Source organism: Methylobacterium sp. Leaf466 (assembly GCF_001425565.1).
Classification (GTDB): Bacteria; Pseudomonadota; Alphaproteobacteria; order Rhizobiales; family Beijerinckiaceae; genus Methylobacterium.
This window is the reverse complement of the sequence record NZ_LMRC01000005.1, coordinates 46028-66656: the sequence shown is the minus strand read 5'-3', so window position 1 is coordinate 66656 and position 20629 is coordinate 46028. Positions and strand designations below refer to the sequence as shown.

The 20629-nt window shown below is 68.3% G+C and carries 19 protein-coding genes; 3 read left to right on the top strand and 16 right to left on the bottom strand.

Annotated elements, in window-relative coordinates:
• Positions 1–20: 20 nt before the first annotated feature.
• The 14 genes from rpoB to ASG59_RS04260 form a co-directional block, all read right to left on the bottom strand.
• On the bottom strand, positions 21–4145 hold the full coding sequence (rpoB, locus tag ASG59_RS04325; protein ID WP_055881526.1) for a DNA-directed RNA polymerase subunit beta: 4125 nt from the start codon (positions 4143–4145) through the stop codon (positions 21–23).
• A gap of 251 nt (positions 4146–4396) precedes the next feature.
• Positions 4397–4771, bottom strand: a complete 375-nt coding sequence (rplL, locus tag ASG59_RS04320; RefSeq protein ID WP_055881528.1) for a 50S ribosomal protein L7/L12 — start codon at positions 4769–4771, stop codon at positions 4397–4399.
• Positions 4772–4834: 63 nt separating this feature from the next.
• Positions 4835–5353, bottom strand: a complete 519-nt coding sequence (gene rplJ, locus ASG59_RS04315) for a 50S ribosomal protein L10 (RefSeq protein ID WP_055881531.1) — start codon at positions 5351–5353, stop codon at positions 4835–4837.
• 530 nt (positions 5354–5883) lie between these two features.
• Positions 5884–7509 carry a B12-binding domain-containing radical SAM protein gene (locus tag ASG59_RS04310; protein ID WP_056281946.1) on the bottom strand — a complete coding sequence of 542 codons (1626 nt, stop codon included), beginning with the start codon at positions 7507–7509 and terminating at the stop codon, positions 5884–5886.
• Positions 7510–7669: 160 nt separating this feature from the next.
• A complete protein-coding gene (locus tag ASG59_RS04305) occupies positions 7670–8611 on the bottom strand; it encodes a lipid A biosynthesis lauroyl acyltransferase (protein WP_055881537.1) in 942 nt (313 codons plus the stop codon).
• A gap of 78 nt (positions 8612–8689) precedes the next feature.
• Entirely contained in the window at positions 8690–9712 is a 1023-nt protein-coding gene (locus ASG59_RS04300; protein WP_055881540.1) for a zinc-binding dehydrogenase, read from the bottom strand.
• Positions 9713–9800: 88 nt separating this feature from the next.
• On the bottom strand, positions 9801–10160 hold the full coding sequence (locus ASG59_RS04295; RefSeq protein WP_056281949.1) for a type II toxin-antitoxin system PemK/MazF family toxin: 360 nt from the start codon (positions 10158–10160) through the stop codon (positions 9801–9803).
• A complete protein-coding gene (locus tag ASG59_RS04290; protein ID WP_056407170.1) occupies positions 10147–10491 on the bottom strand; it encodes a hypothetical protein in 345 nt (114 codons plus the stop codon). The genes ASG59_RS04295 and ASG59_RS04290 overlap by 14 nt, the downstream gene beginning before the upstream one ends.
• A 168-nt stretch (positions 10492–10659) precedes the next feature.
• A complete protein-coding gene (locus ASG59_RS04285; protein ID WP_056407168.1) occupies positions 10660–10938 on the bottom strand; it encodes an SH3 domain-containing protein in 279 nt (92 codons plus the stop codon).
• An 8-nt stretch (positions 10939–10946) separates the two neighbouring features.
• Complete coding sequence (locus ASG59_RS04280) at positions 10947–11705, bottom strand: SDR family NAD(P)-dependent oxidoreductase (RefSeq protein WP_056407166.1); 759 nt, start codon at positions 11703–11705, stop codon at positions 10947–10949.
• The gene (locus tag ASG59_RS04275) at positions 11702–12997 is read right to left on the bottom strand and encodes a beta-ketoacyl-ACP synthase (RefSeq protein ID WP_055881789.1); all 1296 of its coding nucleotides are present in this window, start codon (positions 12995–12997) and stop codon (positions 11702–11704) included. The genes ASG59_RS04280 and ASG59_RS04275 overlap by 4 nt, the downstream gene beginning before the upstream one ends.
• Positions 12998–13151: 154 nt before the next feature.
• Positions 13152–14297, bottom strand: coding sequence for a beta-ketoacyl-ACP synthase (locus ASG59_RS04270; protein WP_056407163.1), 1146 nt, complete (start codon positions 14295–14297; stop codon positions 13152–13154).
• Complete coding sequence (locus ASG59_RS04265; RefSeq protein WP_056407161.1) at positions 14294–14761, bottom strand: 3-hydroxyacyl-ACP dehydratase FabZ family protein; 468 nt, start codon at positions 14759–14761, stop codon at positions 14294–14296. Before ASG59_RS04265 ends, ASG59_RS04270 begins: the two co-directional genes overlap by 4 nt.
• A gap of 50 nt (positions 14762–14811) precedes the next feature.
• The gene (locus ASG59_RS04260; protein ID WP_055881556.1) at positions 14812–15132 is read right to left on the bottom strand and encodes an acyl carrier protein; all 321 of its coding nucleotides are present in this window, start codon (positions 15130–15132) and stop codon (positions 14812–14814) included.
• 346 nt (positions 15133–15478) lie between these two features.
• Between ASG59_RS04260 and ASG59_RS04255 the strand changes: the two genes are divergently transcribed.
• Positions 15479–16573 carry an AI-2E family transporter gene (locus ASG59_RS04255; RefSeq protein ID WP_056407159.1) on the top strand — a complete coding sequence of 365 codons (1095 nt, stop codon included), beginning with the start codon at positions 15479–15481 and terminating at the stop codon, positions 16571–16573.
• A 188-nt stretch (positions 16574–16761) separates the two neighbouring features.
• On the opposite strand, the gene ASG59_RS04250 is transcribed toward ASG59_RS04255, so the two are convergent.
• Together ASG59_RS04250 and acnA are read right to left on the bottom strand one after the other, a co-directional pair.
• Positions 16762–16950, bottom strand: coding sequence for a DUF1508 domain-containing protein (locus tag ASG59_RS04250; RefSeq protein ID WP_056407192.1), 189 nt, complete (start codon positions 16948–16950; stop codon positions 16762–16764).
• Positions 16951–17123: 173 nt separating this feature from the next.
• A complete protein-coding gene (gene acnA / locus ASG59_RS04245; protein WP_055881563.1) occupies positions 17124–19835 on the bottom strand; it encodes an aconitate hydratase AcnA in 2712 nt (903 codons plus the stop codon).
• Positions 19836–20128: 293 nt separating this feature from the next.
• Here acnA and ASG59_RS04240 point away from each other — a divergent pair, with 293 nt between their 5' ends.
• Positions 20129–20353, top strand: a complete 225-nt coding sequence (locus tag ASG59_RS04240; protein ID WP_156399102.1) for a ribbon-helix-helix protein, CopG family — start codon at positions 20129–20131, stop codon at positions 20351–20353.
• A gap of 80 nt (positions 20354–20433) precedes the next feature.
• A complete protein-coding gene (locus ASG59_RS21465) occupies positions 20434–20604 on the top strand; it encodes a type II toxin-antitoxin system RelE/ParE family toxin (RefSeq protein ID WP_347379670.1) in 171 nt (56 codons plus the stop codon).
• The last annotated feature ends 25 nt before the right edge of the window (positions 20605–20629 follow it).

Genomic DNA, 20629 nt, shown 5'->3' with positions numbered 1-20629 from the left:
CGGGAGCGTCTGGTGTCGTACTACTCGGCCGCCTCGGCGGGCGGCTCGAGCTGGTCGTTGGCGCTCTTCTTGGTGGAGGTGAGCTCCACGTTGAGGCCGAGCGAGCGCATCTCCTTGACGAGCACGTTGAACGACTCGGGGATGCCCGCCTCGAAGGTGTCGTCGCCGCGCACGATCGCCTCATAGACCTTGGTGCGGCCGGCGACGTCATCCGACTTCACCGTCAGCATCTCCTGCAGCGTGTAGGCGGCACCGTAGGCCTCCAGCGCCCAGACCTCCATCTCGCCGAAGCGCTGGCCACCGAACTGCGCCTTTCCGCCCAGCGGCTGCTGGGTGACGAGGGAGTACGGCCCGATCGACCGGGCGTGGATCTTGTCGTCCACGAGGTGGTGCAGCTTCAGCATGTAGATGTAGCCCATCGTCACCTTGCGGTCGAAGGGCTCGCCGGTGCGGCCGTCGTAGAGGGTCGACTGGGCCGACCGGTCGAGACCGGCCATCTCCAGCATCGTCTCGATGTCGGCTTCCTTGGCACCGTTGAACACCGGGGTGGCCATCGGCACGCCGCGGCGCACGTTGTTGGCGGCCTCCGCCATGTCCTCGTCCGACAGGCCCTCCAGCTCCGACGGCGAGTAGATCGCCTGCATCTCCGCCTTGAGGGGCGCGATGTCGTTGGAGCGCAGGTAGGCGTCCACCGCGAGCCCGACCTTGCGGCCGAGGCCGGCGGCGGCCCAGCCGAGGTGGGTCTCGAGGATCTGGCCGACGTTCATGCGCGAGGGCACGCCCAGCGGGTTCAGCACGATGTCGGCATGGGTCCCGTCCTCCAGGAACGGCATGTCCTCGATCGGCACGATCCGCGACACGACACCCTTGTTGCCGTGACGGCCGGCCATCTTGTCGCCCGGCTGGATCTTGCGCTTCACCGCCACGAAGACCTTGACCATCTTCATGACGCCGGGGGGCAGCTCGTCGCCGCGCTGCAGCTTCTCGACCTTGTCGAGGAAGCGCTGCTCCAGGCGCTTCTTCGACTCGTCGTACTGCTTCTGCATCGCTTCCATCTCGGTCATGAGACGGTCGTCGACCACGGCGAACTGCCACCACTGCGAGCGGGGATACTCGTTGAGGATCTCCCGCGACAGCGTGGTCTCCTTCTTGAACCCCTTCGGACCGGCGATCGGCGCCTGGCCGATCAGCACGCCGGCGAGGCGCGCGTAGGTGTTGCGGTCGAGGATCGCCTGCTCGTCGTCGCGATCCTTGGCCAGGCGCTCGATCTCCTCGCGCTCGATCGCCTGGGCGCGCTCGTCCTTGTCGACGCCGTGCCGGTTGAACACCCGCACCTCGACGATGGTGCCGGTCACGCCCGGGGGAACCCGCAGCGAGGTGTCGCGCACGTCCGACGCCTTCTCGCCGAAGATGGCGCGAAGGAGCTTCTCCTCCGGCGTCATCGGGCTTTCGCCCTTCGGGGTGATCTTGCCGCACAGGATGTCGCCCGCGTGGACCTCGGCGCCGATGTAGACGATGCCGGCCTCGTCGAGGTTCTTGAGCGCCTCTTCCGAGACGTTCGGGATGTCGCGGGTGATCTCTTCCGGACCGAGCTTGGTGTCCCGGGCCATCACCTCGAATTCCTCGATGTGGATCGAGGTGAACACGTCGTCCTTCACGATCCGCTCGGAGAGCAGGATCGAGTCCTCGAAGTTGTAGCCGTTCCACGGCATGAACGCGACGAGCACGTTGCGGCCGAGCGCGAGTTCACCGAACTCCGTCGAGGGACCGTCGGCGATGATCTCGCCCTTCTTGACGGTCTCGCCGACGCGCACCAGCGGCTTCTGCGTGATGCAGGTCGATTGGTTGGAGCGCTGGAACTTCTGCAGGCGATAGATGTCGACGCCGGGCTTGGTGGCGTCGGCCTCTTCCGTGGCGCGGATGACGATACGGGTGGCATCGACCTGGTCGATGATGCCCGAGCGCCGCGCCGCGATGGCCGCACCCGAGTCGCGGGCGACGACAGCTTCCATGCCGGTGCCGACGAAAGGCGCGTCGGCGCGGACCAGCGGCACCGCCTGGCGCTGCATGTTCGAGCCCATCAGCGCGCGGTTGGCGTCGTCGTTCTCGAGGAACGGGATCAGCGCCGCCGCCACCGAGACGAGCTGCTTGGGGGACACGTCCATCAGGTCGACGCGGTCGGGGGCGACGACGATGACGTCGCCGGCCCGGCGGCAGACCACGAGCTCTTCGATGAGCTTGAAGTTCTCGTCCATCTGGGCGTTGGCCTGGGCGACGAAGTACTTCGCCTCCTCCATGGCCGAGAGGTACGACACCTCGGTGGTGACGACCCCGTCCTTGACCCGGCGGAACGGCGTCTCGATGAAGCCGTACTTGTTCACCCGCGCGAAGGTGGCGAGCGAGTTGATCAGGCCGATGTTGGGGCCTTCCGGCGTCTCGATCGGGCAGATGCGGCCGTAGTGGGTCGGGTGCACGTCGCGCACCTCGAAGCCGGCACGCTCACGGGTGAGACCGCCGGGGCCGAGCGCCGAGAGGCGACGCTTGTGCGTCACTTCCGAGAGCGGGTTGGTCTGGTCCATGAACTGCGACAGCTGCGACGAGCCGAAGAACTCGCGCACCGCGGCCGCCGCGGGCTTGGCGTTGATGAGGTCCTGCGGCATCACCGTGTCGATATCGACCGAGGACATCCGCTCCTTGATGGCGCGCTCCATGCGCAGCAGGCCGAGGCGGTACTGGTTTTCCATGAGCTCGCCGACGGAGCGCACGCGGCGGTTGCCGAGGTGGTCGATGTCGTCGATCTCGCCCTTGCCGTCGCGCAGGTCCACCAGCGCCTTGACGACGGCGAGCATGTCCTCGCGGCGCAGCGTGCGCACGGTGTCCTCGGCGTCGAGGTCGAGGCGCATGTTCATCTTCACGCGGCCGACCGCGGAGAGGTCGTAGCGCTCGGAATCGAAGAACAGCGAGTGGAACATCGCCTCGGCCGTATCCAGCGTCGGCGGCTCGCCCGGGCGCATGACCCGGTAGATGTCGAACAGCGCGCCCTCGCGGGACGAGTTCTTGTCCACGGCCAGCGTGTTGCGGATGTAGGGACCGACGTTGACGTGGTCGATGTCGAGCAGCGGCAGTTCGGTGATGCCGACCTCTTCCAGGCTCTTGAGGAGCTTGTCGGAAATCTCGTCGCCGGCCTCGGCCCAGATCTCGCCGGTCTTGGGGTTGACGAGATCCTCGGCGATGTATTGGCCGATCAGGTCCTCGTCGGTGGCCTTGAGGAAGTTGACGCCGCGCTCGGCGATCTGCCGGGCGTTGCGGGCGTTCAGCTTCTTGCCGGCTTCGAGCACGACTTCGCCGGACTCGGCGTCGACGAGGTCGACCGAGGCCTTGAAGCCCTTCAGGCGCTCGGCGTCGTAGGGCACGCGCCAGTCGGCGCCGTCGCGATCGTAGATCACGCGGTTGTAGAAGGTCGACAGGATCTCTTCGCCGTCGAGGCCGAGCGCGAACAGCAGCGAGGTCACCGGCAGCTTGCGCTTCCGATCGATGCGCACATGGACGATGTCCTTGGCGTCGAACTCGACGTCGAGCCAGGAGCCGCGATAGGGGATGATGCGCGCCGCGAACAGCAGCTTGCCCGACGAGTGGGTCTTGCCCTTGTCGTGATCGAAGAACACGCCGGGCGACCGGTGCATCTGCGAAACGATGACGCGCTCGGTGCCGTTGACGATGAAGGTGCCGTTCTCCGTCATCAGGGGCATGTCGCCCATGTAGACGTCCTGCTCCTTGATGTCCTTGACGGACTTGGCGCCGGTGTCGGGATCCACATCGAACACGATGAGGCGCAACGTGACCTTGAGCGGGGCCGCGAAGGTGATGCCGCGCTGACGGCACTCGTCGACGTCGTATTTCGGCTGTTCGAAGGTGTACTTGACGAATTCGAGCAGGGCCGTGGCCGAGAAGTCCGAGATCGGGAAGACCGACTTGAAGACGGTCTGCAGGCCCTCGTCGCCGCGGCCGCCCTCCGGCTCGTCCATCATCAGGAACTGGTCGTAGGATGCCTTCTGAACCTCGATGAGGTTCGGCATCTCGGCCACTTCCTTGATCTTTCCGAAGAACTTCCGAATGCGCTTGCGACCGACCAGCGTATTGGCCATGTGTGACCTCGCTCCACCATCTCAGCGTGCCGGGTGCCCGGGGAAGGCCATGTGCCTCCCGCAACCAGGCGATGGACCCGTCCCGCCGGACGACGACCCACCCGAATTGATCTCGCCGAACCTGGCCTCAGGTTCGCCGGCCGCCGGAAGCGGCCTTAGCCCGCGGGTGTGAACCCGCGGGCCTCGGTGTCCGGCCGGCCCTCGAGGGACCGGCCGGAGGTATCGGGCCCGATGCGGCCCGACACGGAGTGTTACTTGAGCTCGACCTTGGCGCCGGCCTTCTCGAGCTGCGCCTTGATCTTCTCGGCCTCGTCCTTGGTCACGGACTCCTTGACGGCCTTGGGAGCCGCCTCGACCAGATCCTTGGCTTCCTTCAGGCCGAGGCCGGTGATCGCGCGGACCTCCTTGATGACCTCGATCTTCTTGTCGCCGGCGGCGGCGAGCATGACCGTGAACTCGGTCTGCTCCTCGACCGCGGCAGCCGGGCCGGCGGCAGGGCCGGCGGCGACGGCGACGGCGGCAGCGGCCGAGACGCCCCACTTCTCTTCGAGCATCTTGGCGAGGTCGGCGGCCTCGAGGACGGTGAGCGACGACAGGTCGTCGACGAGCTTGGCGAGATCAGCCATGGTTCGGTTCCTTGGTAAAGATCGGTTTGAACGGATCGGTTTGACGATGAAGGACCGCGCGGCTCAGGCCGCTTCGTCCTTGGTGGCATAGGCCCCGAACACGCGGGCGAGCTTGGCCGCCGGCGCATTGACGACTTGTGCGATCTTGGTCGCGGGAGCCTGGACGAGGCCCACGATCTTGGCGCGCAGTTCGTCGAGGGACGGGAGCGAGGCGAGCGCCTTCACACCATCCGGGTTCAGGGCGGTCGTTCCCATGGCGCCGCCGAGGATCACGAGCTTGTCGTTACCCTTGGCGAAATCCACCGCCACCTTGGCGGCCGCGACCGGATCGCTCGAATAGGCGAGCAGGGTCGGGCCCTTCAGGAGGGGCTTGATGGAGGCGACGTCCGTGCCATCGAGAGCGATGTTGGCGATGCGGTTCTTGGTGACCTTCACGGTGGCACCGGCGAGCTTCATCTGCGTGCGCAGCTTCTGCATCTCGGCGACCGTGAGGCCTTTGTAGTGGGCCACGACGACAACGGACGTGTTCGCGAACACGCCGTTGAGCGTCGAGACGAGATCAGCTTTGGCTGTCCTGTCCACTGGGGCTCTCTCCGGTTGGCGGAACCCCCTCGAGGAGGGTCCGCCGGTTGCACATGCCGCCCGGGACGGAACTCGGCTCAAATAGAAGCCGGAACGTCCTGGACGACGCTTCACGGCCCTGTCCCCTGACGCCCCCGTAAACGGTGGACGACACGGGCGAGATGGTTCAAACCGATGCCCCACGACACTGCGGGATGCAGCGAAGCGAGGGTGTTGAAGTCGGTCTTCCCCGTCTGTGCAGGCTTGGCGGATTAAGCCGGTGACCCGGCGCCTGCAGTCTCGGACAGGACATAGCCGGACGAAGTTCCGAAGCGCTTGGCGCCCCTCGAAACCCTCCGGCCATCATCGCCCGGTCGCCCGGACGATGTCTCTCCGGGAAGGCGACCTGACGGCCGGTTCCCGGTTGGTGTCTGAAAACGTTGAGAGGCGTCTATAAGGCCTCGCATGTCGCGTGCCAAGGGCTGCGATGCGATAATTGCGTCGCAGGCTACGATTTGCCTTGACGCCTCTGCGTCTTCCGCATGCGCCGTTCAGGTCGGGAGGAAGCGGCGGGCGGCGCGCCACCACGGCTCGCGCTCGGTGCGCGGCTGGTCGGCCTTGGCCGCGTAGAACGAGGCGTTGTGCTCGCCCCGCAGCGCCTCGCGCGTGAACCGGATCAGGTGGTGGGCGACGAAGCCCATGTTGAACACCGCCTCGATCTGGCCGCGCTTCAGGGCGTGGGCGGCCGCCCGCCAGAACACCCGACGGTAGTCCGACAGCAGCCCGACCCGCACCGCGATATTGAAGCCGAGGATGAGCCCGCGCCGCAGGTTGGTCCGGGTGAGCTTGCCCTTGGTCGGCGTCTTGATCCGGTTCGGATAGGTCACCTCGACCTGGTGACGGAACCGCTCGAACAGATGGGCGGGCTCGTAGGCGTGGGCGATGGCCCGGCGCCAGCTCGCCACCACGTCGTCGTGCGGCCGCTTGAACAGGACGTTGGACTCGAGCGACGCATCGTGGACGAGGCGACCCTCGCGGGTCAGCCGGTCCCACAGCGGGGTCTTGGGCAGGGCCTGGAGCAGGTTCATCGTCAGCACCGGCACCGCCGACTTGTCGATGAAGTCGATCAGCTTCTGCTCCGAGCCGTCGCTGTCGGTGTCGAGGCCGAGGATGATGCCGGAGGTCACCTCGAGGCCGAAGCTGTTGAGGGTCTCGATCGCCTCGTACATCGGCACGGCGGCGTTGTGCTTCTTGTCGATGCCCGCCAGCGCCTCCTCTTCCGGCGTCTCGATGCCGACGAAGACGGTCATGAAATTGGCCTGCCGCATCAATTCCAGGATGTCGGGCTGCTTGGCCATGTTCAGCGTCGCCTCGCAGGCGAACTGGAGCGGGAAGTGGTTCTTCTTCTGCCACGCCACCAGGTGGGGCAGCATGTCCTTGGTCGCCTTGCGGTTGCCGATGAAGTTGTCGTCGACGAAATACACCACCGCGGGATGGCCGGGCTGGGAGATGATCGCGTCGAGCTCGGCGCACATCTGCTCGGGCGTCTTCAGGCGCGGCTGGCGTCCGTAGAGCTGCGGGATGTCGCAGAACTCGCAGCGATAGGGGCAGCCCGACGAGAACTGCAGCGAGCCGATCAGGTAGCGCTTGAGCGGGGCGGCCTCGTAGGCGGGCGAGGGAAAGTCGGAGAGCGGCAGGCGCTCCTTGGTCTCCAGCCGCACCTGTGCGGCCGGGATCGAGACGTCCGTGTCGAGGATCTCCACGAGTTGGTCGGTGGCGTCACCGATCTCGCCCACGTGCAGGTAGTCGAACTCGGGGTACTCCTCCGGCGCGCCGGACACCGATGGGCCGCCGAGCACCGTCACCCGGCCGGCCGCATGGGCGCGGGCGTAGATGTCGCGGATCTGCGGCGCCTGGATGTGCATGCCCGACACGAACACCGCGTCGGCCCAGGCGAAATCGTCCGGCCCGGCCCGCTTGATGTTCTCGTCGACGAACCGGCACTCCCACGCCTCGGGCATGTAGGCCGCGATCAGCAGGAGCCCCTGGGGCGGCATGAACGCCTTCACGCCACCCATGAGGGGATAGGCGTGGGCGAAAGTCCCGAAGGACGGTGTGTAGGCGGGAAAGACGCAGAGGATGCGTCGGCGGGAGGTGACCGGGAGGTTGCATCGCATGCGCGCTGTCTAGCACAGCCCGAGCCGGAATCGTCCCCCCGCTTTCGCGTCGGATGCGTCGTTTTTTGTCGCTGCCCGCCGGCCGCGACGGCGCCGGGTCTGGGGCGGCCTCGTCTCCGGGCCCCGCCCGCATGGAAACCGGCGTCGGCGTCCGCCGCGATCAGGCCTTCGGCTTGGGCAGCATGTTCGGCCGCCAGCGCCGATGCATCCACAGCCATTGGCCGGGGTTCTCGCGCACCCACTCCTCGACCACCCGGGTCATCGCCTGGGTGGCGCCCTGGACGTCGATGGCGCCGGTGGCGTCGCGGGGCAGGTCGAGGGGCGGCGTCAGTTCGAGCTTGAAGCGCACGCCCGGCCGCCGGACCACGCGCACCCCGTGGACCGGGCATTCGTAATGCCGGGCGAGCTTGGCCAGGAGCGGGTTGGCGAGCACCGGCCGGCCGAAGAACTCGACGACCACGCCGCGGGTGAAATGCTGGTCGATGAGCTGGCCGAGGTGGCCTCCGCGCTCGACCACGCCCCGCATCGCGAACACCGAGCCCTGCCCCGAGGCAGCGAGCCCGCCCATGGTCTCGCGGCGGATCTCCTGTACCAGCCGGGCGCTGGCGGCGTCGTTGGGCGGCCGGAAGATCGCGGTGGCGTCGAGGCCGTATTTCGCCGCGCAGATCGCCGGCAGTTCCCAATTGGCGAGATGGGCGGAGAAGATCAGGCCGGGCTTACCGTCCTCGCGCAGGGCGTCGAAATGCGTCTCGCCTTCGACCTCCATGCGCTGGCTCGCCGGATCGGCCGGGTCGACGTCGAACAGCGTGTGCAGATGGGCGTATTCGGCGGCCGTGCGCCCGAGGTTGTCCCAGGCGTCGCGGGCGATGGCGCGGATGGCGGCCTCGTCGCGGTCGGGGAAGGCCGCGCGCAGGTTGTCGAGGGCGATGCGATGCGAGGGCAGCCACGGGCCGACGGTGCGTGTGAGCGCGCCTCCGATCCGGCTCGCGCGTTCCGTCCCGAGTGCGCGCGCCAGCAGGAACAGCCCCCGCACGAGGGGGATCATCGCCAGCCCGGCGAGGCGCGGCAGGTGGCGGTTCAGGAGCAGGGCGAGGCGGAGCAAGGCGAACTCGTGTTGCGGGCGGCAGCCGGTCCGGGCCCGCTTAAAGGCAATCGGCCGTCTCGCCCACCCCGGGCAGGGCTACAGCGTCACCAGGATCTTGCCGAACACCTTTCGCGATTCCAGCCGTTCCAGGCCCGTCCCGAACTGGCTGAGCGGCAGCACCGTGTCCACCACGGGCGTCAGGCCCTCGGCCATCTTGGCGAGCGCATCGCGGATGTTGGCCATCGAGCAGCCGAACGAACCGGTGATACGGTACTGCTGCTGGAACAGCTGCATCAGGTTCATGGTGGTGGAGACGCCGGAGGTCGAGCCGCAGGTGACGAGGCGCCCGCCGCGCTTGAGGCAGAGCAGCGATCCGTTCCAGGTCTCGGGCCCGACATGCTCGAACACCACGTCGACGCCCTTGCGCTTGGTCAGCCGGCGAACCTCGCCCTCGAACCGCTCGGTGCGGTAGTTGATGACGTGGTCGGCGCCCAGCGCCGCCGCCTTCTCGCCTTTGGCGTCGTCGCCCACGGTGGTGAAGACCGTGCAGCCGATGGCCTTGGCCATCTTGATGGCGGCGGTGCCGATGCCCGATCCCCCGGCATGGACCAGGATGCTCTCGCCGGGCTCCAGCTTGGCGTTGTCGAACAGCATGTGCTGCACGGTGCCGAAGGCGATGGGCGCACAGGCCGCATCGGTGAAGCTCACCCCGTGCGGCACCTTGACGACGAGGCGCTCGGGCATCGTCACCCACTCGCGGGCAAAGCCGTCGAGGTGGAAGCCCATCACGCCGGAGACGTCCTCGCAGAGGTTGTCGCGACCCTGGGAGCAGGCCTTGCAGCGCCCGCACGTCCGCGCGCCGTACATCACGACGCGGTCGCCGGGCGCGAAGTCCGTCACGCTTTCGCCGATCGTGACGATCTCGCCGGAGGCCTCGGCTCCGACGGTGAGCGGCAGCTTGCGCTTGGCGAAGGCCATGCCGCGAAAGCCCCAGACGTCGATGAAGTTGAGCCCCACCGCCCGCACCCGGATGCGGACCTCGCCGGGGCCGGGCGCGGCCGGTGGCTCGACGTCGCTCACGCGCAGGTCGCGGTCGCCGAAGAGTTGGAGCGCTTGCATCGACTGTGTTTCCAAGGTTGGCTGTCTAGAGGATCGGCCTGAAAGGTGATCGTCGGCGTTCGGAGATGTCCGACGCCAGGACGATGCGTCAGGCGCCCGATCGGACCGGAGATCCGGGGAGGATCGCTTCGCAGGCCGCACCGAAGGTCCGGCGATCCGTCTCCGACAGATGTCCGATCCGCCGCCCGATCTCGGCGAAGGGAAGCGTGAAGACCTTCCATCGGATCACCGAGCGATGGCTTAGGCCTGCCGGGGCGAGGTCATGGATGACATGATCGCTCGGCCAGTGACTGGCCGCGCCCGTCGTGATCATCGCGCCGACGACGTGTCCGTGCAGGGCATTGAACGCTTTTGCCGATAGAACCAAGACGGGACGTGGTTTGCGTCGTGGAACGTCGAGAAACGGAAACAGCGCGGTCACGACGTCGAACCGCTCAAAGTCCGTCATAGGCCGCCGCATCCTCCGGGCTGTTCCATTCTGTCAGGCCCTCGCTGAGGGACACCAGATACGCATCCGTCGGGCACCGCTCGGGTTCCACCGTCACCATCGCGCCGCGCCGCGCCTGCAGACCTCGCCAGACGTCTGCGAAATCCGGATCCGGCTCGATCCCGTCGATCGTACCTCCGTCTCTCGCCTTCCTGAAGCGGATCGCATGCCCCTCGACGCGCAGGACGATCGGGTCGTCCGCGTCGAGCGCGCGGATGCGCTCCACCAGGGCCGGATCGCCTTCGATGGAGGTCGCTCGAAGGGTGTCCCCGCTGATGATCATGGTCGCCATCGCAACAGCACTCCTCGTCCGTATCGTACCGACCGCCGGCGTCTGCATCAACGCGGCGGCCTAGCCCGGTTTTGCAAAAGAGGTCACTGGGTCTGCGCCCAAACCCTGCGCCAAATCAACAACTGAGGCGGGTGATGCGGCGGCTTGCCGACGCGAACCTGCTTGGATCTAATCCGGCGCCAGGTACCGCCGCCGTGCCCAACCGAGGATCGGGCCGGCCTTGACCCGGCACCAGGTCAGCCCGCTCGGCGTGTCCGCCGTGCAACCGAACCCGCGCAGGCGCGCGCCCAGGGGCGCCCGGCCGAGGGCCGGCGCTTCGGCGTCCGGCGTTTCGCGGATGCTGAAGGTGTCGCCCGGAGCGAGGCCGTCGACGCGGAACGCGTCCTGGGCGAGGGTCGGGCTCGCCCACGACAGGGCGGCCACGAGGATCACGACGCGACGGTCCATGCTCGGCCTCAGGTCCGGTGAACGCCCATCATCGCGGTGAGGCCGCCGTCCACCGGCAGCACCGCCCCGGTGATATAGGAGGCCTCCTGACCCATCAGGAAGGCCGCCAGCGCCGCGACCTCCTCGGGTCGCGCGAAGCGCCCGGCCGGAATCTGACGTTCCATCCCGTCGCGGTGGGCGGCGTAGGGCGCCATCATGCCGGTGTCGATGAAGCCCGGCGCGATCACGTTGACGGTGACCCCGCGCTTGGCGGTCTCGATCGCCAGCGTCCGGCAATAGGCGACGAGCGCGCCCTTGGTGGCGGCATAGGCGGCGTTGCCCGGGTTGGCCCTGAGTGCTGCCACCGAGCCGATGGCGACGATGCGCCCCGAGCGCGCCCGGATCATGCCGCGCACCAGCGCCTTGGCCAGCCGGGTCAGGGACCAGAAGTTCACCTGCATGGCGGCCTCGGCCCTGTCCTGCGCCATCATCGCGGCGAGCACGTCGTAGGATTGGCCGGCGTTGTGGACGAGGCCGTGGAAACCCTCACCCTCCATCGCCTCGCAGAAGGCGTCGAGGGCGGCGGTATCGGCCAGATCGAGGGCATGGGCCCGCACCTGCCGGTCCGGATGGGCGATGCGCAACGCCTCCACCAGGACGGCGGCCGCATCGACCGACGAGCGATAGGTGAAGTCGACGTCGTGGCCCGCGGCCGTCAGGCGGCGCACGATGGCGGCGCCGAGGCCCGAGCCGCCGCCGGTGACGAGGATGCGCTGCGCCTCGCTCATGCCGGCTCGCCCGCGAGCACGAGACAGGTGTTCTGGCCGCCGAAGCCGAAGGAGTTCGACAGCACCCGCGAGACCGCCATGTCCCGCGTGGTCGCCACCACGTCGAGGGGGATGGCGGGGTCGGGCAGCGCGTAGTTGATGGTCGGCGGGATGCGGCCGTGCTGGATCGTGAGCAGCGAGACCACCGCCTCGATGGCGCCGGCCGCGGTGAGGGTGTGGCCGATCATCGACTTGTTGGAGGAGATCGGCAGGTCGCGCATGCGCTCGCCGAACACCGCCATGCAGCCCATGGCCTCCATCTTGTCGTTCTCCGGCGTCGAGGTGCCGTGGGCGTTGATGGTGTCGATGGCGTCGGGCATCGTGCCGGCGTCGTCGAGGGCGGCGCGGATCGCGGCGATGATCGGGGCGCCGTCCGGGCTCGACCGGGTGCGATGGAAGCCGTCGCCCTTCTCGCCGCAGCCGAGCACGTACCCGAGGATTTTCGCGCCGCGTGCCCGGGCGGCTTCGGCGTCCTCCAGCACCAGCGCCGCTGCGCCCTCCCCCATCACGAAGCCGTCGCGGTTCTTCGAGAACGGCTTCGAGGCGGCCGAGGGCGTGTCGTTCTGCGTCGACAGCGCGGAGAGCAGCGAGAACCGGATCAGCGATTCCGGGTTCACCGATCCATCGGTGCCGATGCAGAGCGCGGCGGCCGTCTCGCCGCGGCGGATCGCCTCGACGCCGAGCTGGATCGCGGTGGCGCCGGACGAACAGGCGGTGGAGAGCGAGATCGGCGAGCCCCTGGTGCCGAAGCGGTCGGCGATCCGGTCGGCCACCGTGCCGAAGATGAAGAGGTCGTGCCACTCGTCGAAGCGGCGGCTCGCGGCGGCCCGCTGCAGGTCGGTGTAGGTGATGGGGCCGGCCTGACCGGAGGCCACGGCGAGGGCGTGGCGCTGCGGCCATTCCATCTCGACGGGGGGCACCGCGATGAACAGGGCCCCGGGAAAATCGCCCTTGGCACCGATCCCGGACTGGGACACCGCTTCCTCGGCGGCCACCTCGGCGAAGCGCTGCGACAGCGCCGGCGCCACCAACGGATCGGTGTCGAGGCAATCCACGGTCCCGGCGATGCGGGTGCGCAGGCCGTCGGTGGCGAAACGCCCGATGGTGCGGATGCCCGAGCGCCCGGCGGTGAGCGCCGCCCAGGTGTCGGCCTGCCCCTGGCCGACCGAGGTGACGAGGCCGAGCCCGGTGACCGCCACCAGCGGCCGGCCCTTCGCATCGCGGGAAGAGAGACGGGAAGAAGGATGAGTCATCGCGCCGTACAAGAGCTATCGGATTCACGCATCTCGAGACCTATCGTCTGAAGGGAGGCACGTCGCCGCTCCCCGCTTGCGCCTCCCGTGGTCGTCCTCGATCGTGGATGTCTCACCCGGCCGCCACGAGGAAGAGAACACACCGCCGTATCGTTCACGCCGCGCTGACCCGGATCACGCCCTCGCCGCGCCGGTGGCCCACCACCGTCACCGCCACCTCCCGCGCCTGCCCCCGTGCCACCAGGGCCGTGGCCAGGGCTGTGCCGAAGGGCCCCGTGACTTCGAGCGAATGGCCGCTGACGTCGCCGAGCGCCGTGACGGGGGCGCCCGGTGCCAGCTCCGACAGGGCCGCGCCCTCCTCGGCCGTGATGGTCGCCACGCCGGTGGCGCCCGAGATCACCGCATCGGGGCGCGTCACGCCCGCCTCGCGCCACAGCGCCGACAGGCTCGCACTCACGCTGCCGGGAGCCCGGCGCGGGCGGTCGCTGGCCACCGAGGAGAGGCGCGCCAGCGCGGTCGCGCCGCGCGCCGCCGCCGCCTCTTCCGCCTCCAGGACGAGGAAGGCCGCCGCGCTGCCCAGGATGAAGCCGCCCTCCCCGTCGCCGGATCGGGAGAACACGGGGCTGTGGTCGGCCCGGCGCAGGTAGCCGCCGAGCTCGTGGACCACCATCACGTCCGGCCGTTCGGCGCTGTAGGAGCCACCCACCAGCATGGCCTCGACCTGCCCCGAGGCGATGCGGGCGGCCGCGATCCGCAGCGCGTCGACGCCGCAGGGTTCCTCGCCCATGAAGGTGCGCGAGGCGCCGGTGACGCCGTGGACGATGGCGATGTTGCCGGCGAGCAGGTTCGAGAGCTGGGCCAGGAACAGGGTCGGGCGCAGGTCGTTCAGCAGGCGCTCGTTGAGATAGGCGCCCGGATCGGGCGCGTCGCGCAGGCCGGTGAGGATCGCCCCGTCGACGGCGGTGTCGCGCTCGCCGCCGCCGCAGGCGACCACGAGATGCAGGGCACCCTTGAAGGCCGAATCGTCCTTCACGCCCGCCGAATCGAGGGCGAGGCCGGCGGCATAGACGCCGAGCCGCTGCCACGGCTCCATCTGGCGCTGGTCGGACTTCTTCGGGATCTGCCCGTCGAGCGCCAGGGGCGCCACCGGATGGACGGTGTAGGGCGCGAAGGTGGCGGTGTCGGTGCGTGCCGGACGGCCGGTGCCGAGGGCGGCCAGATGCGCGTCGATGCCCTCCCCGGCGCAGGACACGAGGCCGATGCCGGTGACGACGACCTCGCGTCGCGCCGGTCCGCTCATGCGAACGGCCCGAAGGCCACGAGGCCGATCGCCTCGGCGCGCTCGCGCATCGGCGCGGCCAGCGCCTCCGGGAATGGCATGGTGCGGAAGCGCAGCTCGGCGTCGGCCACGAGCTTTGCGCCGTTGCGGATCGTCGCCTTGGTCACGGCATAGCCGGACCCGTCGTGCTCGAGGCTCGCCTCAACGGTGAGCGTCGTCTCCGGGCCGACGAAGCCGCGAAACCGCGCCTTCTCCACCGACATCAGGAACGGCATCAGCGTGAAGTTCAGCCGCGCCAGCAGGAGGTAGCCGGAGGCCTGGGCCATGGTCTCCGTCAGGAGCACGCCCGGCACCAGCGGATGCCCGGGGAAATGCCCCTCGAACACCGGGCTCTCGCGCGGGACCTCGGCCAGCGCCGTGATCCGGCCGGCCTCGCGGTCCAGACTCACGACCCTGTCGATCATCTCGAAATATTCGAGGCGCATGAATCCGGCTCTACGATCGGCAGGCGGGGACCTTCAAACCTTCGCGACCCTCAGGCCTTGGCGGCCTTCTCGGCGACCAGCGCATCGATGCGCGCGCACAGGTTCTCGAGGACGAAGTATTCCTCGGCCGGGACCTTGCCCTCGTTGACCTCCTGGGTCCAGCGCTCGAGGGGCAGCTTGATCCCGAACGCCTTGTCCACCGCGAAGGCGATGTCGAGGAAGGCCAGCGAATCGATGCCGAGGTCGTCGATCGCATGGCTCTCCGGCGTGATGGTGTCGCGCGGGATGTCGGCGGTCTCGGCGATGATGTCGGCGACACGGTCGAAGGTGGCGGTCGAGGAGGGAACGGACGTCGAGGAGGGAACGGACATGGGTTCTCGCTGATTTCTCGCGCGCCCGGCATTCCCCGCCACGCGTGGGGAGCGACGTCCGGCGATCGGGGCACGACACATGACGCCCGGTGCCCCCGGTCGCGCGGTCCTGCGATGCGCGGCGCCTCGCTCGGCAAGGCCTTTGCACGATCGCGGTGCCATACACGAGGGGGGGTAGAGGGGCAACCTTGGCCTCGCCACGGGCGGGCGCACGGCCTATGGAGGCACGCTGCCGGTTGCATCGTTGCGCAGCCTGCAAGCGCTGCCGCGGAATGCCGTCGGGACGGCCCTGCGCGACGCACGCCGCGATCCTCGAAACGACACGCCGCCGATGAGGGCCTGACCCATGCCACCATCCGTTCGGGCCGCCGAGACCGGACCCGTTTCCCTCCGCGAGCGGTCCCAGGCCCTGGCCCGCACCGTCATGGTGCTGGCCCTGGCCGCATTGGGCCTCTGGATCCTGCACCCGTTCCTGCCGGCCCTGGTCTGGGCGGCGATCCTGGCGATCGCGCTGTGGCCGCTGTACGCCCGGGCCGAGGCGCGCTTCCCGCCGCGTGGACACAACATCGCGCTGCCGAGCCTGTTCACGGCGCTCGTCGCCCTGGTGTTCCTGGCGCCCCTCGTGGTGCTCGGCGTGCAGGCCGCCCGCGAGGCGCACGATGCGCTGGCCTGGGCCAGAGCCGCCGAGCAGACCGGCATCCCCGCCCCCGAACTGCTGTCGCACCTGCCCTTCGGGGCGGCGCAGGCCACGGCGTGGTGGAACGCGACCCTCAGCCACCCGTCCGCGGGTTCGGAGCTGCTGCACCGCCTGGACAATTCCACGGCGATCGGGCTGACCAAGAGCCTCGGCTCCGAGATCGTCCGCCGGACGGTACTGTTCGGCTTCACCCTCGTGACGCTCTTCTTCCTGTTCCGCGACGGGCGGGCGGTCACGGGTCAGGCCCTCGCGGCCAGCGCAAAGCTGTTCGGGCCGCGCGGCGAGCGTGTGGCCCGCCAGATGGTCGCTTCCATCCACGGAACGGTCGACGGGCTCGTGCTGGTGGGGCTCGGCGAGGGCTTCCTCCTCGGGATCGTCTATTACTTCGCTGGCGTGCCGCATCCGGTGCTGCTGGGCGCCCTCACGGCGGTGGCCGCGATGATCCCCTTCGGCGCCCCGCTGGTGTTCGGCATCGCGGCCCTGCTCCTGCTGGCGAAGGCGGCGATGGTGCCGGCGGCGATCGTCGTCGTGGCCGGTTTCGTGGTGACCTTCGTGGCCGACCACTTCGTGCGGCCGGCGCTGATCGGCGGCACCACCCGCCTGCCCTTCCTGTGGGTGCTTCTCGGCATCCTCGGCGGCGTCGAGACCTTCGGGCTGCTCGGCCTGTTCCTCGGGCCGGCGGTGATGGCGGCGTTGATGCTGCTGTGGCGGGAGTTCACCGGGGGCAAAGCGACGGCTTCTTGAGGCGGACTCCTGCGCCCCACCGGTTTACCTCGTCGGGTGGTGCGATCACCCCTCAGGTTTCGCCCGATCAATTCGGTCCCTTTACGTATTGCCGAGGGATACGGTGAAAGGGAGGTTCCCTCTATTGAAGAGAGGGAACCCATCGCGACTATTTCATCCGCAGGGACCGATCGTATTCGGAATCGTGTCTAGATCAGGAACACCGGGTCGTTGGTGGACGCTTTGTTGAGCGCGATGCCGCGCTCGCAATCTGACTTGGCGACGTAACTCTCGCTGCTCCTCGAGATCTCCTCGCCGTTCCTGGCGTAGTAGACCCAATACCATTGGCCGCGGGTATCCTTCGTCAACTTGTAGCAGGGGTAGGTCACGGCGCTCATCGGTTCCTCCGTGGTCACAGGCCCCGCGGTCGGACGGAGCCTTTCTGTCTGCCAAACCTTAGGTTTGATATTTACCGATTTGTTGACGTGAACGATGTTTTGCAAGGTGCTCGAAACAAAAAAGGCCCCGTCCTTGCGGGCGGGGCCTTCGTTCAACGGATGGCGCGTCCGTCCTACGCCGCGAGCGAGCGCAGCACGTAAGGCAAAATCCCGCCGTTCCGATAATACTCGAGCTCGTCGAGGGTATCGATCCGGCAGGTGAGCGGCACGTCCTGAACCGTGCCGTCGGCCGAGGTGATCTGCGCCACCATGGTCTGGCGGGGCTTGAGGTCGCCCGAGAGGCCGAGCAGGCTCACCGTCTCGTCGCCCTTGAGGCCGAGCGAGGCCCAGGAGGTCTCGCCCTGGAACACCAGCGGCACGATGCCCATGCCCACGAGGTTCGAGCGGTGGATGCGCTCGAAGCTCTCGGCGACGACGGCGCGCACGCCGAGGAGCTTGGTGCCCTTGGCCGCCCAGTCGCGCGACGAGCCGGTGCCGTATTCCTTGCCGGCGAAGACCACGAGCGGCGTACCCTCGGCCTGATACCTCTGGGCGGCATCGTAGATGAACATCCGCTCGCCCGAGGGCTGGAACAGGGTCCAGCCGCCCTCGACCACGCTGCCGGTCTCGTCGCGGACCATCTGGTTCTTGATGCGGATATTGGCGAAGGTGCCGCGCATCATCACCTCGTGGTTGCCGCGCCGCGTGCCGTATTGGTTGAAGTCCTGCACGCGGACCTGATGCTCCTGCAGGTAGGCGCCGGCGGGCGAGTTCGCCCGGATGTTGCCGGCCGGGGAGATGTGGTCGGTGGTGATCGAATCGAGGAACAGGCCGAGGATGCGGGCATCGACGATGTCGGTGACCGGGGCCGGCTCCTTCTGCATGCCCTCGAAATAGGGCGGGTTCTGCACGTAGGTGGAGGTCGAATCCCAGGCGAAGGTCTCGGCCTCGGTGACCTCCACGGCCTTCCAGTAATGGTCGCCACCGAACACGTCGGCGTACCGCGACTTGAACAGGGCCGAGGTGATGTTGGCCTCGATGAAGGACTGGACCTCGGCGGTCGACGGCCAGATGTCGGCCAGATAGACCGGCTTGCCGTCGGAGCCGGTTCCCAGCGGCTCGGTGGTGATGTCGATCTGCATCGAGCCGGCGAGCGCATAGGCCACCACCAGGGGCGGCGAGGCGAGGTAGTTCGCCCGCACGTCGGGGTTCACGCGGCCCTCGAAGTTGCGGTTGCCCGACAGGACGGCCGCCGCCACCACGTCGTTGTCGTTGATCGCCTTGGAGATGGCCGGCGGCAGCGGGCCGGAATTGCCGATGCAGGTGGTGCAGCCGAAGCCGACGAGGTTGAAGCCGAGCGCGTCCAGGGGCTTCTGCAGGCCGGCCTTCTCGAGGTACTCGGCCACCACCTGGGAGCCGGGCGCCAGCGAGGTCTTCACCCAGGGTTTCGAGGTCAGGCCCTTGGCCACCGCGTTGCGGGCCAGCAGCCCGGCGCCGATCATCACGCTCGGGTTCGAGGTGTTGGTGCAGGATGTGATCGCCGCGATCACCACGTCGCCGTGCCCGATGTCGTAGTTGGCGCCGTCCACCGGGTAGCGCCTGGCGATGTCGGCGGCGCGCTTGAACTCGGTCTCCATGGACTGGGCGAAGCCCGGCTTGGCGCCGTCCAGCAGCACCTTGTCCTGCGGCCGCTTGGGGCCGGCGAGCGAGGGGCGCACGTCGCCCATGTCGAGGGCCAGCGTATCGGTGAAGACCGGGTCGGGGGTCTCGGCGTCCCGCCACATGCCCTGCGCCTTGGCGTAGGCCTCCACGAGGGCGATGCGCGCGTCGGTGCGGCTCGTGACCGTCAGGAAGTCGATGGTCTTGCGGTCGATGGGGAAGAAGCCGCAGGTGGCGCCGTACTCGGGCGCCATGTTGGAGATGGTGGCGCGGTCGGCGACCGCCATGTCGTCGAGGCCGGGGCCGTAGAACTCCACGAATTTTCCGACGACGCCCTTTTTCCTGAGCATCTGCGTGACGGTCAGCACGAGGTCGGTGGCGGTGGTGCCCTCGGGCAGCTTGCCCGAGAGCTTGAAGCCGACGACCTCGGGGATCAGCATGGAGAGGGGCTGGCCGAGCATGGCGGCCTCCGCCTCGATGCCGCCGACGCCCCAGCCCAGCACGGCGAGGCCGTTGACCATGGTGGTGTGCGAATCGGTGCCGACCAGGCTGTCGGGATAGGCGATCTCGGTGCCGTCCGAGGAATCGGGATCCTGCTTCGTCCAGACCGTCTGCGACAGGTACTCGAGGTTCACCTGGTGGCAGATGCCGGTGCCCGGGGGCACGACGGAGAAGTTGTCGAACGCCGACTGGCCCCACTTGAGGAAGGTGTAGCGTTCGCCGTTGCGCTCGTACTCCAGCGCCACGTTGTCGGCGAGCGCCTTGGGGGTGCCGAACTCGTCGACGATCACCGAATGGTCGATCACGAGGTCGACCGGCACCAGCGGGTTGATCTTCTGGGGGTCGCCGCCGAGCGCCACCATCGCGTCACGCATCGCCGCCAGATCGACCACGGCGGGCACACCCGTGAAGTCCTGCATCAACACGCGTGAGGGGCGGAAGGCGATCTCGGTCTCGACCTTGCCGAGGTTGCCCAGCCACGCGACGGTGGCGGAGATGTCGTCCTTCTTGACCGAGCGGCCGTCCTCGAACCGCAGCAGGTTCTCGAGGATCACCTTCATCGAGAACGGCAACGCGGTGGCGTCGGCCAGCCCCGCCTTCTCGGCATGGGGAATCGAGTAGTAGGTGTAGGACTTGTCGCCGACCGTGAGGGTCTGGCGGGAACGGAAGCTGTCGATCGATGCCACGGCGTTTGTCTTCCTCACGAGCGGTTGTCGAACACGCGCAGGCATGACCCGCGCCACGGATGTCGTGTTCGGCTGGAGCGCCTTTCAAAAAAGCGCGCGCCGCTCCGGGGGTGCCCGGACAGGATGATGCGCGAGGGGCGATTTGGACGCCAGAGGTTCGCGCGGCGCAGCCTGGAATCGGTATAGAACAGTTCGAAACGGGCCGCTACCGAAGCCGGTGACAGGGCCGGACGTGTGTCGCGTGGACGGGTGCGGCCGCCCGCGATATGCAGGCTGACGCCGTGGAGACCCCCGTGACCGCCCTTCGCCTGCCCCCCGAACTCGTGGAGCGTCTCGATGCTCTCGCCCAGCGGACCGGGCGGAGCGTCATCGACCATGCCCGCGACGCCATCGTCGAGCATCTCGACGACCTGGACGACCTCGCGATCGCCGAGCAGCGCCTCGAGGCCTTGCGGCACGGCGACAGCGACACGGTCCCGCTCGCCGAGCTATTGGCCCGGTATGGCGTGGAGCATTGACTTCGAGCGGTCTGCCGAGCGGGATCTCGCCAAGCTCGATCCTACGGCGGCCAAGCGGATCCTGACGTTCCTGAACGATCGTGTCGCCCTCCTCGAAAACCCGCGCCATCGGTCAAGCCCTGGAGGGGTCGACGTTCGGCGCATTCTGGACATATCGGGTCGACGACCATCGGGTGATCGCCGCCATCGAAGACGGCGCAGTCCGTATCCTCGTGGTCAGGATCGGCAATCGTCGCGAGGTCTATCGGTAGTCGCCATGGAACACGCATCATCCCG